This is a genomic window from Mesotoga sp. UBA5825, assembly GCF_002432955.1.
GTDB lineage: Bacteria > Thermotogota > Thermotogae > Petrotogales > Kosmotogaceae > Mesotoga.
In genome coordinates, this window is record NZ_DJHG01000021.1 from 18,288 (window position 1) to 34,979 (window position 16,692).

The following is a 16,692-nucleotide window of genomic DNA, read 5'->3' on the forward strand; positions in this document are numbered from 1 at the left end:
GCTAGAATCAGTCATAACCCTGGTTAAGATGATGATATAATCTCTTGAGTAGTAACGGTTTCTTTCAACCAATACAAAGGGTTTGGAGGTGTAGTGATGTCCGGAAATGAAATCGAAAAGGAAGATGCAGCAGTTCTGGAGAAAAACCTGAGAACGATTTCTACGAGGATTAGAAGGGAAGGAAGAAAGGTTCTGAGGGACTTCCCGATCACTCCGGCCCAGTTCGATGTCCTGCAGGTCCTTTTCTTCAATGGAGAAAAGAGGATGAGTGACATCAGTCGCTGGCTTGGAATAACCAAGAGCACAACAACAGGTCTTGTGAAAAGGCTTATTGATGCTGATTTGGTAGAACGAAGACGTTCCGACAAAGATAGGAGATCATTCATAATCGACATTTCCGATTCTGGAAGAACACTTATAGAGAACGTTATCGATAGAAGAGTAGAGTACCTGAAATCGGTAATGACTGAAATAAAGTCCGATCAGGTAAAGGCTCTCGAGGTAATCGTCAAGAATCTTATAGAGATAATGGACTCTAAGAAAGCAAACGAATAATCGTCTGGAGGTATTCATGAAGAGAAAGAGTATTATTATAACTGGACTAATTCTCGTTTCCCTTGCAGCAACAATCTTTGCAAGCACCGTGAGAATTAAAGGGGATACTGTTCTGGGGTCGCTCCGAAAAGATGTCTTTACTTTTATAGGTAACGTGTCGATAAATAAGGATGGAGACATTTACGTAGAGACTCCTCTTGCAACGGCCACGAAAGGCACAACTGACTGGGAAAGCTTTGTGACTGAAGGGGAGACATTCGTCAAGTTTCAGACCGGTGAGGCAACCGCCTCTTCCCTTGATTACAACCTTGATAAGTCAACCGGCATACTTGTCGGAAATGTTGAAGCGATGATCTACTCAAAGGAAGAAGATGGAAAAAACATAAACATTTATCGGACAGAGATTCTCAACTTCGATCAAAAGAGCGAATATTACGAGGGTTTCGCGAAGGAGACCGAAGAGGCAACTCCCGAACTTATCTTCATCGATTACAAGGGCGACCTCAACGTTGATACCCTTTACTTCGAATACTTTGGAGATACGGGACTCCTGAACCTTAAAGGAAGCGTTTTCGTAGATGACTTCAAGAATAGTAGGAAGATCTGGGCCAGTGAACTGATTTACGATACAAATGACGATTCATTCGAAGGAAAGAGTGTGGAGATAGAGCTTGTTTTCTAGCAGGAGGAAGAGACAATGATTGATGTAAGGTTGATTCGAGAGAATCCGGAGATTGTTAGAAAGGGCCTTGAACAGAGGTGTATGAGCTCCGAACTACTGGACGAAATTGTGAATCTTGAGTCAAGGAGACGAGAGGCTCTTCAAATTGTGGAGCAAAAGAAGGCCGAAAGAAACAGTATATCCTCGGAAATTGCCCGCGCCAAGGCCAGTAAAGACCAGAGTCTTGCTGCTTCTCTGATGGAAAGGGCAAAGGAGATTTCGTCTGAAGTCAAGGACCTGGACAACCGAACTTCTCAAATTGACGAAGAGCTTAGAGAGAAACTCCTGTATCTTCCGAACATCCCCTCAAGCACGACCCCTGTAGGAAAGGGCGAGGAAGACAATGTAGTTCTCAGATTCTGGGGTGAACCGAGAAAAGTTGATTTCGAAATCAAAGCTCACTGGGATTATGGTCCGGACACAGGACTGATTGACTTCGAAAGGGCTGCCAAGATTTCTGGAGCGAGATTCACTATTCTTAGGGGAGATCTCGCAAGGCTTGAGAGGTCAATTGCGAATTTCATGCTAGACCTCCACCACTCGAAGGGATACGAAGAAGTTGCCCTTCCTTTCATGGTGAAGAGGGAGACAATGCAGGCAACAGGTCAGCTTCCCAAGTTCGAAGACGAGGCTTACAGGATAGATCCCGATGATATGTTCATGATACCGACGGCCGAAGTGCCGCTGGTGGCACAACACATGGATGAAATAATAGATAGCGATCTTCCAAAGAAGTACACTGCCTACAGCGCCTGCTTCAGAAGAGAAGCCGGATCTTATGGAAAGGACGTAAGAGGAATGATAAGGGTCCATCAGTTTGACAAGGTGGAGCTCGTCTGGTTCACTCATCCCGACAAGTCCTATGATGCGCTGGAGAGTCTCACTGCCGATGCCGAGGACGTTTTGAAGAAGCTTGAACTCCCTTACAGAGTTGTATCTCTCTGCACCGGAGATATCGGATTTGCATCAGCCAAGACATACGATCTTGAAGTTTGGTTGCCTTCATACAATACATATAGAGAGATCTCTTCCTGTTCAAATGTTGAAGACTTCCAGCCGAGAAGGGCAAACATCAGATTCAGAGACGACGATAACAAACTGAGGTTCGTGCATTGCCTGAACGGTTCGGGACTTGCAGTTGGAAGAACTCTGGTTGCAATAGTGGAGAACTACCAGAGAGAGGACGGAAAAATCGTTGTTCCCAAAGTGCTCGTGCCGTATATGGGACAGGAGGTTATCGGTTAATTGCCGAATGCTTACTTTGTATTGGCAGAAGGTAACACGGTCACTCTTGACAGCGATGAAACGAAGCACCTTAAGGTGATGAGGGCTAATCCGGGAGATGAACTGATAGGTATCGACGGAAGGGGAACTATCTACAGATTCGTTCTTAAAGAGCTGGGAAAGTCGAGTAGTTCTGGAAAGATAATCGAACGAGAATACATAGAACGAGATAAAAAAAGAGTAACTATAGCCGTGGCATCAACGAAGTGGCCACGGCTTCGCATTCTTATTGAGAAAGCTACTGAACTCGGAGTCGATAGAATAGAAGTCTTCAACAGTGTGAGGTCAGTCTCGAGACTAGACGAAAGCAAGACCGCAAAGCTCCTGACCGTAGCCAAAGAGGCCGCAAAACAGAGTGTGAACCCTCGTGTTCCCGAAGTATCTGTTCTGAAGAGTTTCGCCTTGGAAGGATCGCGTAATCTGCTTCTTGACTTTGGAGGAAGAGCAATTAGGGAGATGCAAAAAGATCTTGCTGAGGAACGTAATCTAAGAGTGATTGTTGGACCTGAAGGAGGTTTTACTCAGAAGGAGATTGCGCAGTTGACCGATCATTGCACTTCTATCTCTCTCGGTAGTAGAACGCTTAGAGTGGAGACAGGTGTTATTGTCATTCTAAGTATTATCAATTACTTTCTTGGCAGAATATAGGAGGAAGATGATGATCTTTTCACTGACATTGAATGCAGCGCTGGATAGATTTCTCTACACAGAAAGACTTACAGAAGACGATACCGTAAGGGTAGAGAGAGTGAAGGATTACCCCGCCGGAAAGGGAGTAGATGTGTCTCGAGTAGTAAACGAACTGGGTGGTCACTCTGTATCAATTGCCTTTCTTGGTGGACACACCGGAAAGATAGTAGAGGAAATGCTGGATGAAGAAGGTGTTGTTTATGCAACGGTAAGAAGTGATAAGGAGACGAGAACGAACATACTCATTGAAACGAAAAAAGGACAGTACAGGTTGAGTCTTCCGGGACCTGTTATCTCCAACAGAGAAGTAGACAAGCTGTTCAAGACGGTCGATATTCTGCTTAGAAAGGATGACTATCTGCTATTATGCGGAAGTGTTCCAGAAGGAGTCAGCAACGATATTTACAGGCAGCTGTGTTCAAGAATGAGGGGTATTGGTGTCAACGTCTATATTGATTCCGATAAAGAACCTTTTTCTGAAGGAGTTAAGGCTGGTCCCAAAGGAATAAAGCCGAATACACACGAACTTCAGAGGTTGCTGAAACGAGACTTGAAAGGAGAGTCCGACCTCAGAAGGGCAGTTCAGGAAGTTTCTGAAAAGTACTCGATCGAGGAAGTTCTTCTTACTATGGGTGGAAAGGGAGCTCTTGCACTTCTGAGCGGCAGCCTCTATAGAATAAACGTTCCTGAAGTTCCTGTAAAGAGCGCAGTTGGCGCCGGCGACTCATTCCTTGCCGCCTACTGCATGTCCAGAGAGCTGGGAGAAACAGCAGAGGTTGCGTTGAAAATGGCTGGAGCTGCTAGTTCTGCGGCTGTTATGACTCCGGGTACTGAACTCTGCAAGTACAACGATGTTATTGAACTCCTGCCAAGAATCGAAGTAAAAAGGCTATGATGACTTTCAGCGCGTACCATCAACGTTTCTGCCTGCTTCTTGAAGGTTCCGTGTCTCCTTCATAATGAGAAGGGCGATCGATGTAATAAAGAAAATTTCTCGGTTTTCCTCAAAAGAAAGGGCAAGAAATCAAGTGTTATTGATGGTCTAGTAGAATCTTCTTTGAAAGGTTCCTCCTTGATTCGAAAAGCAAAACAATCGAAGAGACAGAAACAGAAGATATTCTGTATTTCAGCAGAGTCTTTGCGGAAGAGAGAAGCTTTCCGAAGAAACTTCTGAGGAGTATAGCGCTCTATTTCTGTTTTCTCTTGCAACCTTCACTCGCTGCACGTGCTTCCGAGCTTCGTGAGAAAGAAGTATCTTCGGACCGGAAAGGACTTGATAGTTTCCTGGGGCACGACAGACAGGTTATTGACAAACTCGCACAGGCAGGGATCATCCGAACTGACCAGATGATCGAAGCTGCATTTACTCCAGAACTTAGGGAAAGCCTATCTCAACGGACAGGCATCGAAATTCACAAGATAATAGAAAACTTGAAACTTTCAGATCTCTCGCGGTTGAAAGGGATGAAAGGCGTACGGGCAAGACTGTACTATGAGGCAGGTGTGGGTGTTTGCTGCAGAATATAAACAGTGTGGGTACACTTGACAATCTCTCTTCTTGGGAATCGGAACAACTGAGGCTAATGCTGATTTATTTCGTTGAGAAGACTGGCTTTGAAGGAATTCCGCCTCTACCGAAGGAAGTTAGCAGCACTATCGAAGCTGCCAGAGCAATTGGAAGACTCGTCTTATACTGATTTTCCATTTCTTCATTGAACCATTTGACTCCACCAAGTTGATAACCAAGTCTCCAGGTTTCTATTTGGATCATGATAATTCCTATCAAAAAGCCACTCCCTTCGCTAATGTATAATCTTGCATACACGGAGGAGGTGAAGGGATGGTTAAGGATACCGTATTGAAGGAAGATTACGTCGATTGCGTCAATTCTGTTATAGATTACATTGAAGAGAGTCTGTCAGCTCAAGTTACTATCAGCGATCTCTGTGCAAAGACATTCTACTCGCCTGTTCATCTTCAGCGAATCTTCCTCCATACAGTTGGCGAAACCATCGGACAGTATCTCAAGGGTAGAAGGCTTAGCGAAGCGGCTGATAGGCTAGCAACAACTTCAATGCCAATACTCGAAATTGCTCTTCAGTTCGGATATGATTCCCAAGAATCCTTCACCAGAGCATTCAGAAGCAAGTATTTTATTACCCCGGGAAAGTATCGAAGACTCTAACTTCACTTCGCCGTTACCCAGAAGAAGAGACTTCACAGGAGAGACATTTTGAGTCTTGAGGGAGGGATAAGAATGGAACCGAAAATCGTTCACAAAGAAGCATTCAAGGTAGTAGGCCTCAAGTATTGGGGAAACGATCCGGCGAATAATTGTCCGAAGCTCTGGCGTGATTTCATGGAGAGATACTCAGAGATCGAGAATGTTATACCTTCACAGGAGCACTACGGAATAATGTGCACCAGGGAAGAGGATTTCGTTGACGGTAAGTTCGACTACATTGCTTCCGCAGAAGTTTCAAGCCTGGACAAGATACCGGTGGGAATGGTGGGGGCCGAGATACCCGAGGCAACTTACGCTGCCTTTACCCACAAGGGAAAGCTCGACTCACTACAGGATACTTAACGAGTACATATACGGCAAGTGTTTCAGAACTCCGAGTATGAACCTGTCGGACTGAATGAGTTTGAGCTATATGATGGGAGATTCACGGGAGAAGAAGACTCGGAGTTCGATATCTATATACCTTTCAAGAAGAAACAATAAACAAGAAAGAGGGGGACTGGAATACCAGTCCCCCTCTTTCTTAGACGTCAGATATTATGCTTCTTGAGGAATTCCTCGATTATGTCCTCCAAATCGGGCTTCCCAATTTCCTGAAGCTCGTAGCCTATCCTAACTGCCGGTTTCTTTATGTCGATGACTCTTCTCAAGTCTATCGGGGTTCCAATTATGACGAGATCAACGTCTGCCTTGTTAATGGTCTCCTCAAGCTCCTTCATCTGCTTTTCGCCATATCCCATGGCCGGAAGGATTTGATCCAAGTGATTGTACTTCTCGTAAGTCGCAATGAGTGATCCAACTGCATACGGTCTTGGATCGACTATCTCTCCAGCACCGAATTTCTTGGCAGCTACCCAGCCGGCCCCATATCTCATTCCACCATGGGTTAGAGTCGGTCCGTCCTCAACAACCAGTACTCTCTTGCCCTTTATTTCAGATGCCTTGCCCCCCTCTACTGTGATCGGTGAAGCACCATCGACAACGATTGCATCGGGGTTGTGTTTCGCAATATTCTGTCTGACGGTATCGATGTCCTCCGGAGAAGCGGTTTCTTCCTTGTTGATAACGATTACATCGGCCATCATCAGATTTGTGAAGCCGGGGTAATATGTAGTCTCGTGACCGGCTCTGTGAGGGTCAACTACAGTGATAAATAGATCTGTCTTGTAGAAGGAAAAGTCGTTGTTTCCGCCATCCCAGATAATTACGTCTACATCTTCTTTTTCTGCTTCTCTGAGGATCGCCTCGTAGTCAACGCCTGCGTAGATAACTGCTTTACGGTCTATGTGAGGCTCATATTCTTCTCTTTCTTCTATCGTGCATTCGTGTTTGTCGAGATCCGAATAATCGGCGAATCTTTGAACCTTCTGCTTCACAAGGTCTCCATATGGCATGGGATGTCTTATCGATACAACTTTCTTTCCCTTTGCCCTCAGAATGTCTAGGACCCTTCTCGTTGTCTGGCTCTTGCCACAACCTGTTCTAACTGCGCAGATAGAGATTACCGGTTTCGAGGATTTGACCATCGTCTTGCTCGGACCAAGAAGTACGAAGTCTGCTCCGTGAGCATTGGCTATTGCCGCCCTCTCCATAACATATTGATTCGGAAGGTCGCTGTATGCAAGCACTACCTGATCGATCTTGTGCTCGTCAATCAACTTTCCATAGTCATCTTCTGGCAATATCGGGATGCCGTTAGCATAGAGCCTGCCTGCGAGTTCCGCAGGATACTTCTTTCCATCGATACCGGGAATCTGCGTTGCCGTGAAGGCTACAACTTCGAATTCGTCATTATCCCGATAATAAGTATTGAAGTTGTGAAAATCGCGTCCTGCGGCGCCGAGAATCAAAACCCTTTTCTTTTCCAATTTCTACACCTCCGTTTTTATTTAAACTATCCATCAAAATTCTACATTCAAAAGAGCCAATGTACAAAAAAACTCAATTCTCCCACAAACCGATAGAGCTTAATAAATCGCTCCAACTGATCTTATACGCAAGTATGCGTAAGTATGCGCCAGTTTATCCGCCGTTGGCAGCATTGATTATGAGAACTCTTGACTTGGCCGGAATCAACTCTCCCTGCCTTACCAGACGGCCATTCACCATAACCAGAACTGAGACTCTCCCGAGTCGAGTCTCCTCTAAAAGTTCTCCATATGTCAAATCTCTGTCGAAATCCCACTTCCTGTCTCCGTATACAACTTCCAAGAGAGTCACCTCTTCGCTTTAGAACAGATCGGGCAGTCTTCCCTGCGCTCAACCGATATTTCCTCGAATCGGTTTCTCTTCAGATCGAAAGAGAAGACTTCACCTTCATAAGGTCTTTTGTTGAGGTAGCTTATCACGATTGCTGCTTCAAGCAATCCGCCGAAGTAGCTGGCAAACGGCAGTATTCCTTTGGGAGCAGCGGTATCCTTTCTGTTGTCGCCCATGAAACACCTGTAGCATGGCGATTCTCTATCCCTAAACATAGCATAGCCGCTGAAGCCTTCGACTCCAGAATCGACGAAAGGGACTCCATTTCGATAGCACGAATCGTTTATCAGATACCTGGCATCATAGTTGTCAACACAGCTGACAACAATATCCGGTCTTTCAGATCTAATTAGCTCCGGATCAAACTGCTTCCGATAAACTTTTGCGCTTACTCCACTGTAATACTGTGAAATCTTTCGCTCAATAACACTTGCTTTTGAAAGACCTATATCTCCATAATCGTACAAAATTTGTCGGTGCAAATTGTTAAGCTTCACTTCACCGGGCTCAACAATGCAAACATCATCAACCCCGCTATCAAGCAAGGTCTTTATTAGGGGACACCCTAATCCACCTGCTCCAATAACCATCACTCTGCCCTTTCTAATTAACCTGTCAAGACTTACTGGGAGTTCTTTTACGGGGGCTGCGCTCGACGCGTCACTCATCAACTGGAAGAATACATTTGCGGCGATCACCGGAGCGTATATTAACGGTAGAGTGTGAGGAAAAGCAACAATCTTCTTCCCTTCATCTTCTTCAATGCTTATCTCGTCCCCGTCAATGAATTCTATTGTAGCTTTCTGCCTGTAGATCAACGGAGAGTAGAAGGGAAGGATTTTCTGCCTGGGAAAGTCTCCAGTAATCCCGGATAGGCCGCTCCTTATCAACAATTCAGCTATTCGTTCTTCTATCTCACTTGATAGTCCACCGAATGTCTCCCCGGCAAGTCGAAGAAGCAAAGGCTTAGTCACTCCTTCTACAAGTAACTGACGCTCATACCATTTGAAAAGAAAACCTCTCTCTATGTCCATAAGCATCCCTCCAAAGAACTCCGGCTAGCTTTAAGTATAACAAATAAACCTTAATGTCCAGATTGAGAGTCATAATCTTCAAGGGGGTGAAAGTATGAGATACAGAGTAAGGAGTTGTCTCTTCCCAACAAGATACTCGGATAACTGGGAGACGGTTGAAAAACTCCAGCTGCACGAATCGCTTTCTGAAGGTAAATTCAAGCCCTCATCGTCATCAAGGCCTTCCGAGCCAGCCTCCTTAGATCCCGATTACTGGCAGAAAGTTGAGCAACATCTTGAAGAAACCTACTTTGGAAACTCTTTCAGGAGTATTCCCAAGAGCATCCTCGAGGAGTTCATCACAACTGTCCTCAGCTTACCTGACAGATACGTTTACATAGAAAGAAGCAATCACATGTCGGGGATGTAACCCTTGAATTGAGCCCTGTAGAGTCTCGCGTAGTGCCCACCCTTCTCGAGAAGCTCGTCATGAGAGCCTCTCTCAATTATTCCGTCACTTGTTATGACAACTATCTCGTCTGCATTCTTTATCGTTGAAAGCCTGTGAGCAATTACCAGTGTGGTACGGCCTTTTGATAAGGCTTCCAGAGACTCTTGTATCTTGAGTTCCGTTTCATTGTCAAGAGCAGAGGTAGCCTCATCCAGTATCAGAAGCGGAGGATTCTTGAGAAATACCCTGGCAATTGAAATTCTCTGTTTCTGACCACCTGAAAGCATTACGCCTCTTTCGCCGACATACGAATCGTACCCATTTTCCAGGCTCAGAATGAAGTCATGGATATTTGCTCTCTTAGCCGCTTCAACTATCTCTTCGTCTGTAGCGTCGCCCTTGCCATACGCGATATTGTCACGAATGCTTCCTGCAAAAAGGAAAACATCCTGCTGAACTATCCCTATATGGCTTCTTAAGGAATGCAGAGTCACATTTCGTATATCTATTCCGTCTATAGTGATCTTTCCGCTATTGACATCATAGAACCTCGGTATCAGATGACATAACGTTGTCTTCCCTCCCCCAGAAGGGCCGACAAGAGCCACCATTTCTCCTGCTGGAATATGAAGGCTGATATCCTTCAGAACGTTTTCTCCGCCGTCGTATGCGAAAGATACCCCCTCTACTCTTACATCTCCCCTGACATCTGTCAGTTCAATAGCGTCAGGAGAATCGGTGATACTGGATTTTGTCTCCATTATCTCTACAAACCTTTCAAATCCAGACATACCGTCTTCATATTGCTGAGCGAACTGCATAAGTCTTCTTATAGGCTGCAAGAAGAGGTCCACATATAGAAAATAGGCGACAAAGGCGCCAATCGTTATCTCGCCTGAGTAAGTCAAATAACCTCCAAGAGCGAGCACGGTGACCTTGAGCATGTTCATCATCAGGTCGATACCGGTTGTCATCTCAGCCATTGATTTGAATGCAAACTGTCTCGACTCTTTGAACTCCTGATTCCCAAGATCGAACTTGTTCTTTTCGAATTCCTCGTTGGTGAACGATTGTGCAACCCTTATTCCCGAAATACTGTTTTCCAGTTGAGCATTCACATTGGCAATCTTCTTCCTCACGAGTCTGAATGCCCTTGCCATCTTCTGCCTCTTCTTGATTCCGTACCAAATCATGAAAGGTATGTAAGCAAAGACCACAAGAGTGAGCCTCCAGTCATTCTGCATGAGAATGACGAAAGCTCCGACCAGAGTGACGACCGAAATGAAAAGATCTTCAGGCCCGTGATGAGCGAGTTCAGTTATCTCTCTCAGGTCATTGACGATTCGCGACATTATCTTTCCTGTTCTTACCTTGTCAAAATAACTAAAAGAAAGAGTCTGGAGATGGGAGAAGATATCCTTTCTCATGTTGTATTCCATTCTTACTCCCACAACATGACCCCAGTAGTTGACAATGTAGTTGAAGACGGCCCTCAATATGAACAGCATCGCCATAATCACTGAGATGATCACTATACCTCTCATATTCCCTGATGGTATATAGTTGTCAAGCGCTAATGTGGTGAATCTAGGGAACACCAGATCTATTCCAGCGATCATAAAAGCACAGGCCATGTCAAGTATGAAAAGCCTCAAATGTGGCCGATAATAGGCTATGAACTTTCGAATCATTGTAGGCCTCCTATGTAGTAAGGTAAGCGTCTCAATTCTACATTAGAAAGATCTAGATAACAAGGTTGAAAGGAATCTTCTGAATAGTTGAACTTGAATGGCCCTTTTAGATAGTTCTTCTGAACTCTCTTGGCAAGACTAGATCGCTACCTTTGCTGTTAGAATGAGAAGGAGAGTTAAGAAAAACAGGAGGGAAATCTTGTGCCAAGAGTAGCTGTTTTTATCCAAGAGCCGGTATGGTAGCTCGGAAAAGTATGCGACGTGGATTGCAGAAGAACTGTAGGCAGATCTGTTCGCTGCAGATAGTTTCGATGCCAAGAAGTTTCATAGTTACGAATGTGTTGTCTTCGGCGGCTCTCTCTATGCGAGCGAGCTTATTGGTATAAATGTGATAAATGAGAACTTCGAAACCTTAAGAAATAAGAAGGTAGTTCTCTTCTCGGTAGGAGCATCACCGGCAAGACCAGAAGTACTAGAAGAGATTAAGCTCAAGAACTTAACTCCTGAAATGATATGCCATGCAGAATTTCATCACCTAAGGGGGGCTTTGACTTCAATAAACTGAATATCAAAGACAAAATCCTCATGTCTCTCTTGAGATTAAAGCTTAAGATGAAGAAGAGGCACGGACAAGAATTTTCCGACGATGAAAAAGGCATGCTTGCTGCGTATGAAACGGCCGTCGATTTAACAAAAAGAAAGGCGATCGAACCAACTGTCGAGAGTGTTCGAGAATATCTGGCAGAAAGCACTTGAGACTAAGCGATTTGCCGCATAAGATCAGCTCACCGTGAATCTGTTGGATGAATCAGTAAATGAATTGGCTAAGATTTGCTTCAGAAATCAACAATTGAGGGATATTTGTGTCGAGTTTCTTTCGATCCCATCAGCCTGGAATTTCCTTAGTGGAGTNNCAGTGATTTACCGCACTCATGTTAACAATAAATGGCTAGTCAGTTATGACGTAAAATTTAGCTGAAATTGGTGAGATTGGAGGTACTATGTCAAGGATCAGAAAGCTTGAAGAGATTACGTTGAACTCCTGGCCCGCCGCCTACAGCAGGTTGAGGGATGGATGGATAATGAGATACGCCGGCGGATACACAAACAGGTCAAACTCAGTATATCCACTATATGATTCTCACGAATCTCTTTCTCATAAGATCGAAGAGGTCAGATCATTTTACCGTTCCAGGGATCTGCCTCCAATGTTCAAATTGACACAGGAGTCTAAGCCGGTCTTCCTTGACAAAACCCTTGAAGAGATGGGCTTTCAAGAGATAGACAGGGCTCTCGTCATGACTAAGACCTTGGACAGCAAAAGGTTAGATATCTCCGATCTCGATATCTTCCCAACACCGGAAGAAAGATGGCTCGACATCTTTTTCTCACTTAACAAGAGAGCACGGGGTAATAAGTCTTGGGCAAAGAAACTTCTTTCGATGCTAATATCCGAGAGCTTCTTCGTGCTACTCAAGAAGGAGGGAAACGATGTTGGTTGTGGTTTGGCAGTCATTGAAGGAGACCATATAGGATTATTCGGAATAGCTGTCCTCGAAACTGAAAGGCGAAAGGGTTATGGAATACAGATAACCGAGAAACTGCTGGAACTCGGAAAGAAAAGGGGCGCTAGAATCGCCTATCTTCAAGTAGACAAACCTAACATAAATGCAATAAGACTCTATTCAAGAGTCGGGTTTAAGATGGAATACGAGTACTGGTACAGGGTTGATAAGTAGATGCTGCATACCATAGACCTTTTCAGCGATTTGACCTCCGGCGAAATAGATGAAATACTTGTTGGCTCTCGAAGGATGCACTCTTCAAGCAACCAGGTCTTGTACACTCCCGATGATCGGTGCGATTCGCTAAGTCTTGTTCTCGAAGGCAAACTCCGAATATCGAAGTTTTTGCCTTCAGGCCAGGAACAGATTATGAACCGTCTGGAAAAGGGGCAGATGTTCGGCGAGGCGTTGGTTTTTGCAGGAAGAAGGTATGCTTCTTATGTGGTTTCAGAGGTGGATTCGGAGATTCTCAACATCCCCAAGAAAGTGCTTCTGTATCCTTTCAAGAATCAGTGCTTTCTTCTCACTTATCTCAGAAGCATTTCCGAGAAGATCTTGAATCTGTCAAGCATAATCGAGATTCTTTCACTATCCACTGTGAAGAAAAAGATCGCCAGTTATCTGCTTGAATTATCTCTTGAAAAGGACTCCCAAACTTTGAAGCTTCCCTGCACAAAGAAGACTCTGGCCAGTCTAATAGGATCAACGAGAGAGGTGGTGTCCAGAAACTTCTCGGAACTTGAAAGAGACGGGATCATTTCCATGCCTGATAGAAACACAGTGGAGATAAGGAATCTCAAGCGCCTGGAAAACTTGCTTTTCGACTAACTCTCAAGAAGTTTTTCGAGATACTCTTTTACTCCGTAAAGATCTTCGAAAACATCTTTCGAGAAAGACAAATCTAGATGGGCATTCTCTTCATTTCTAACACCCAGCACTTCCATTCCAGCTCTAACGCCACTTCTTATTCCATTTGGCGAGTCTTCAACAACAACACACTCTTCAGGCTTGACTCCAAGAAGCTCCGCAGCTCTGAGATAGATAATAGGTGAGGGTTTAGATTCATGAACTTCATCACCACCCACAACTACCTCGAAGTAATCGAGTACGTTAATCTTTCTCATAAGTTCCTCAATGGCGGCCCTCTCTGTAGATGAAGCTATGGCCAGCTTAACCTTTTCCGACAGGTAAGCGAGAAGGTCGATCAACCCGGGATTTGGTTCTAGAGTCTCCCTTGCAAGCTTCATGTACCTTTCCATGTATCTTCTGCCAAAGTCCTCAGGTTTCATATCTAGTCCCGCCGTTTCTACAACGACCTTCTGGGTCTCTGTCATCTTCAGACCCATCTGCTTTTCAAACAACTCAACACTTATCTTACCGCCCAGCTCGGTTACCAGTTCCGTACATGCCTTTCTATAGACTTTTTCCGAATCGATAATGACCCCGTCCATATCGAATACTACCGCTCTAATCATCTTTTCTCCCTTATGTTCAACAGATTTCTAATATCTGCAGCTGCCCTACTTATGGTCTCTTTTCTTACGTAGATGACGCTGTTAAATGGGTCCACATCTATCAACGATGACTTGAAAAGAAGACCAATGTGATAGGAGATAGTCGACTTTGTAAGTCCAGTGAACTCAACTAAATCTCTCTGCAGGGCGGGCTCGTTATTCAACTTCTTCAAGATCTTGAAACGGGTTTCATCTGACAAGACTTTCAGAAGACTCCTCAACCTTACCTCTTTAGGTATTCTGCCCGAGAAATCTTCAGTAACTTCTTCAAGACCCATTATAAGGAGGTGGAACGTCGGATAGGTCATTACACCGGAGTTTGTGTGGGGCACAGAGTTCTGAAGTGTTATATACAAGGGTTTGGACTCGTCCAGCGTTATGCCATAATAGTCTAGATAGTTCGAGAATGCATCTCTAATCCTCTGAGGAGAACTGTTCTCCACGTACCCTTTTACAAGCCGCATGTTAAGCTCCCTCAATCCACTGCGCTCATAGTAATTCAGGATTTTCAGCGTATTGGAAGAGAGGAAATCCATTGCGGTCTTCGGGAAGAAAAGCAGCTGGTTTATGAACCATACTGTGTCAGCACTTATTCCGCCGATTGCCTCTATAGCCTGCGAGACCTTCTGAGGGTTCTCATGGATCATACGATTAAGTTCATCGTGTGAAATCTTCAGTCTTCTTTCGGCAAAGACACGAATGAATCGATCTCTTATCAGCTTTACGCCTTCCTCAGCTATGTTTAGGCTTTCCTCTATTGTTACGAACATTCCGTCCTGCAGCTTCTGCCTAATTGGAAAGAGTATGGGAGCCATCACACCTAATTCATTCATGAAGGTAATATACATCCTTGTTGACCATTCTGTGTCTCTCAACAAATCCCCTCTGAATTCCATCAGCTGCGTTGATGGCTCATAATCAACTCCGAGTGTCTTAAGCACCTTCTCAACCGGACCAGTGTTGAGCGAGAATTGAATGGCCATCGTCAGATCGTATATCTCGAAGTATCCTGTAATCAATTCCATTACTCTTCACCCTCTTCGTACAGCGTTTCCAATCTCTTAAGTATCTTCTCGAGACGCTCTTTATTAAGTGAAAAGTACACCCTTCTGTGATCCTTACGACTCGTGACAAGAGCCAGCTCACCCAATGTAGAAAGGTGGTAGGAAACGGTCGCCTTCGACAAACCCACAATTCTCGCAAGCTCATCTACGTATTTCGGCTCGTCGGATATCGCCTTAAGAATCTGCATCTTTGTCTGATCGGAAAGATTTCTAAGAAATAATCTGAGAGTGTTGTCGGTTACCACAGGATTCATGATCTCTTCAATCTGTTTCAGGTGCTCACTGAAAACTATGAGTTGGATATCGCAGGCGCTGGCGAACTTGAGGCCCGAATACTTGAGAGTGTTCTGAAATAAAAGGTGAAGAGGCAAATCTTCCCTGGGCCTTATACCGTAGAATTTCAGGAAATCCTCCGCAACTTCCTCGTACTCTTCGGCTCTGAATAGTCTTAGCCTTTCAGCAATCTTGTCACGATTCTTCTTTCTGAGCCCTGATTCTTCATAGTGCTTCTTAAGTTCTCTCAGAGCAAAGATTAGAATCTCCTTAGACTGTTTGGGAAACTTGATCAGTTGAGTGATGAACCAAGTCGTGTTCTCAGAAAGGTCTTCTGCCTTGTCAACGGCCTCCGAAACGATGCTCAAGTCACCGTCTAGCGTCTTCTTCACGTCCTCTTGAGAGAGATTTAGATTGTTCAACAAGATGCTGTCAACCACACACCTTGCCTTTTCTTCAAAACTTTTTCCCAGGCTCTCTATGGCCTCTTCAATAAGAAGCTCGCCTCCGGGCTCCTTTGGAAAATCACAGAAGAATATGACACTGTCCTTTATTTCGGAGAAGACCTCAACAGCCACTCTTATCGACCAGTTATCATTACTTCTAACTCTATCAAGAAATTCGGCAAGTTCTCTTCCTGGTTCGAAATCAAACCCCAGGTCTTGCGAGAGCGCATCGAAGTAACTCTTTCTATCAGCAAACCCACACGCCATTAAAATCTCTACAAGTTCAACGTATCCCGGAATGATTTTCAAGGAATACACCTCTCAAGTTCGACTTGTCTTGAATTATAGCACAGATACAGTTAGAGTAATTTAGAACTGATCTCTCTGTTCTGACTAGACATAGCTCTTAGGCTTTGCAGAACTCGCTCCAACACGAATCTATTCATGCTTATGATCCCTACCATTCAACGATCAGAGAATATAAGGTCCTTAAACGACATATAGTTAGAAATTCATTGTTCGTTAACATTTAAGGTTTGACAATTATCAAACCCAATGCTAAGATCAAAATGTAAGAGATGAATCGAACGCAACGAAAAGGAGGAGTCGATATGAAGAGAGAACCAAAGAGAATACGAAAAGACATTCAGAAAGAAATTGACAAGGCAAGATCGGCTTCTGCAAAACACGGTAATTTCCTGGCGTTCTGAAGAATTTACCAGTAGAATCACGACATACAAGCAACCCCCCTTTTCCCCCACGGAAAGAAAGATGACTTCGGGTCTCAGCAGAGGCCCTTTTTTCATTCCTTTCAAAGTAGGGGAAGGACCTCCTACTATCAAAAGCAAAGAGACCTTGGTCGCTGATAAAACCACGTTGGCCGTCAACGATCCTCCGTCCTCCGAGAAGAGAGAGGACAAG

The 16,692-nt window shown here is 44.5% G+C and carries 20 protein-coding genes; 12 read left to right on the top strand and 8 right to left on the bottom strand.

What is annotated here, in order from left to right; all coding sequences use genetic code 11:
* Positions 1-96: 96 nt before the first annotated feature.
* From B3N33_RS01385 to B3N33_RS13010, 6 genes are all read left to right on the top strand, one after another.
* Complete coding sequence (locus tag B3N33_RS01385) at positions 97-555, top strand: MarR family winged helix-turn-helix transcriptional regulator (protein ID WP_099829624.1); 459 nt, start codon at positions 97-99, stop codon at positions 553-555.
* A gap of 16 nt (positions 556-571) precedes the next feature.
* On the top strand, positions 572-1,237 hold the full coding sequence (locus B3N33_RS01390; protein WP_099829623.1) for an LptA/OstA family protein: 666 nt from the start codon (positions 572-574) through the stop codon (positions 1,235-1,237).
* 15 nt (positions 1,238-1,252) lie between these two features.
* Positions 1,253-2,521 carry a serine--tRNA ligase gene (gene serS, locus B3N33_RS01395; protein ID WP_099829622.1) on the top strand — a complete coding sequence of 423 codons (1,269 nt, stop codon included), beginning with the start codon at positions 1,253-1,255 and terminating at the stop codon, positions 2,519-2,521.
* Positions 2,522-3,208: an RsmE family RNA methyltransferase gene (locus B3N33_RS01400; RefSeq protein WP_214060259.1), complete on the top strand. Its 687-nt coding sequence runs from the start codon at positions 2,522-2,524 to the stop codon at positions 3,206-3,208.
* A gap of 10 nt (positions 3,209-3,218) precedes the next feature.
* Positions 3,219-4,145 carry a 1-phosphofructokinase family hexose kinase gene (locus B3N33_RS01405; RefSeq protein ID WP_099829620.1) on the top strand — a complete coding sequence of 309 codons (927 nt, stop codon included), beginning with the start codon at positions 3,219-3,221 and terminating at the stop codon, positions 4,143-4,145.
* A gap of 308 nt (positions 4,146-4,453) precedes the next feature.
* Positions 4,454-4,777: a DUF4332 domain-containing protein gene (locus B3N33_RS13010; protein WP_214060260.1), complete on the top strand. Its 324-nt coding sequence runs from the start codon at positions 4,454-4,456 to the stop codon at positions 4,775-4,777.
* 64 nt (positions 4,778-4,841) lie between these two features.
* Here the strand turns inward: B3N33_RS13010 and B3N33_RS01410 are convergent, their stop codons facing one another.
* Complete coding sequence (locus B3N33_RS01410) at positions 4,842-5,036, bottom strand: hypothetical protein (protein WP_214060261.1); 195 nt, start codon at positions 5,034-5,036, stop codon at positions 4,842-4,844.
* A 54-nt stretch (positions 5,037-5,090) separates the two neighbouring features.
* On the opposite strand from B3N33_RS01410, the gene B3N33_RS01415 reads away from it, so the two are divergent.
* Both B3N33_RS01415 and B3N33_RS01420 read left to right on the top strand, forming a co-directional pair.
* Positions 5,091-5,435: a helix-turn-helix domain-containing protein gene (locus tag B3N33_RS01415; RefSeq protein WP_099829617.1), complete on the top strand. Its 345-nt coding sequence runs from the start codon at positions 5,091-5,093 to the stop codon at positions 5,433-5,435.
* 72 nt (positions 5,436-5,507) lie between these two features.
* A complete protein-coding gene (locus B3N33_RS01420; protein WP_099829616.1) occupies positions 5,508-5,837 on the top strand; it encodes a GyrI-like domain-containing protein in 330 nt (109 codons plus the stop codon).
* 188 nt (positions 5,838-6,025) lie between these two features.
* Here the strand turns inward: B3N33_RS01420 and B3N33_RS01425 are convergent, their stop codons facing one another.
* The 3 genes from B3N33_RS01425 to B3N33_RS01435 all read right to left on the bottom strand — a co-directional run bounded on the left by B3N33_RS01425 (position 6,026) and on the right by B3N33_RS01435 (position 8,788).
* Positions 6,026-7,363, bottom strand: coding sequence for a cyclic 2,3-diphosphoglycerate synthase (locus B3N33_RS01425; protein ID WP_214060262.1), 1,338 nt, complete (start codon positions 7,361-7,363; stop codon positions 6,026-6,028).
* 154 nt (positions 7,364-7,517) lie between these two features.
* Positions 7,518-7,706: a hypothetical protein gene (locus B3N33_RS01430; protein WP_099829614.1), complete on the bottom strand. Its 189-nt coding sequence runs from the start codon at positions 7,704-7,706 to the stop codon at positions 7,518-7,520.
* Positions 7,707-7,711: 5 nt separating this feature from the next.
* Positions 7,712-8,788: a HesA/MoeB/ThiF family protein gene (locus B3N33_RS01435; RefSeq protein ID WP_099829613.1), complete on the bottom strand. Its 1,077-nt coding sequence runs from the start codon at positions 8,786-8,788 to the stop codon at positions 7,712-7,714.
* Positions 8,789-8,882: 94 nt separating this feature from the next.
* Between B3N33_RS01435 and B3N33_RS01440 the strand changes: the two genes are divergently transcribed.
* Positions 8,883-9,197, top strand: a complete 315-nt coding sequence (locus B3N33_RS01440; protein WP_214060263.1) for a hypothetical protein — start codon at positions 8,883-8,885, stop codon at positions 9,195-9,197.
* Here the strand turns inward: B3N33_RS01440 and B3N33_RS01445 are convergent.
* Complete coding sequence (locus tag B3N33_RS01445) at positions 9,179-10,909, bottom strand: ABC transporter ATP-binding protein (protein WP_099829611.1); 1,731 nt, start codon at positions 10,907-10,909, stop codon at positions 9,179-9,181. The genes B3N33_RS01440 and B3N33_RS01445 overlap by 19 nt on opposite strands.
* Before the next feature lie 289 nt (positions 10,910-11,198).
* On the opposite strand from B3N33_RS01445, the gene B3N33_RS01450 reads away from it, so the two are divergent.
* From B3N33_RS01450 to B3N33_RS01460, 3 genes are all read left to right on the top strand, one after another.
* Complete coding sequence (locus B3N33_RS01450; protein ID WP_292591935.1) at positions 11,199-11,474, top strand: flavodoxin domain-containing protein; 276 nt, start codon at positions 11,199-11,201, stop codon at positions 11,472-11,474.
* A 436-nt stretch (positions 11,475-11,910) separates the two neighbouring features.
* Positions 11,911-12,648 carry a GNAT family N-acetyltransferase gene (locus B3N33_RS01455; RefSeq protein WP_292591930.1) on the top strand — a complete coding sequence of 246 codons (738 nt, stop codon included), beginning with the start codon at positions 11,911-11,913 and terminating at the stop codon, positions 12,646-12,648.
* The gene (locus B3N33_RS01460) at positions 12,649-13,302 is read left to right on the top strand and encodes a Crp/Fnr family transcriptional regulator (protein WP_292591931.1); all 654 of its coding nucleotides are present in this window, start codon (positions 12,649-12,651) and stop codon (positions 13,300-13,302) included.
* On the opposite strand, the gene B3N33_RS01465 is transcribed toward B3N33_RS01460, so the two are convergent.
* From B3N33_RS01465 to B3N33_RS01475, 3 genes are read right to left on the bottom strand one after another with little or no spacing between them, the layout of a single operon-like run.
* The gene (locus B3N33_RS01465) at positions 13,299-13,949 is read right to left on the bottom strand and encodes an HAD family hydrolase (RefSeq protein ID WP_099829608.1); all 651 of its coding nucleotides are present in this window, start codon (positions 13,947-13,949) and stop codon (positions 13,299-13,301) included. The genes B3N33_RS01460 and B3N33_RS01465 overlap by 4 nt on opposite strands.
* Positions 13,946-15,013: an ArsR/SmtB family transcription factor gene (locus tag B3N33_RS01470; RefSeq protein WP_292591933.1), complete on the bottom strand. Its 1,068-nt coding sequence runs from the start codon at positions 15,011-15,013 to the stop codon at positions 13,946-13,948. Before B3N33_RS01470 ends, B3N33_RS01465 begins: the two co-directional genes overlap by 4 nt.
* Positions 15,013-16,080 carry an ArsR/SmtB family transcription factor gene (locus B3N33_RS01475; RefSeq protein ID WP_292589050.1) on the bottom strand — a complete coding sequence of 356 codons (1,068 nt, stop codon included), beginning with the start codon at positions 16,078-16,080 and terminating at the stop codon, positions 15,013-15,015. Before B3N33_RS01475 ends, B3N33_RS01470 begins: the two co-directional genes overlap by 1 nt.
* Positions 16,081-16,692 lie beyond the last annotated feature (612 nt).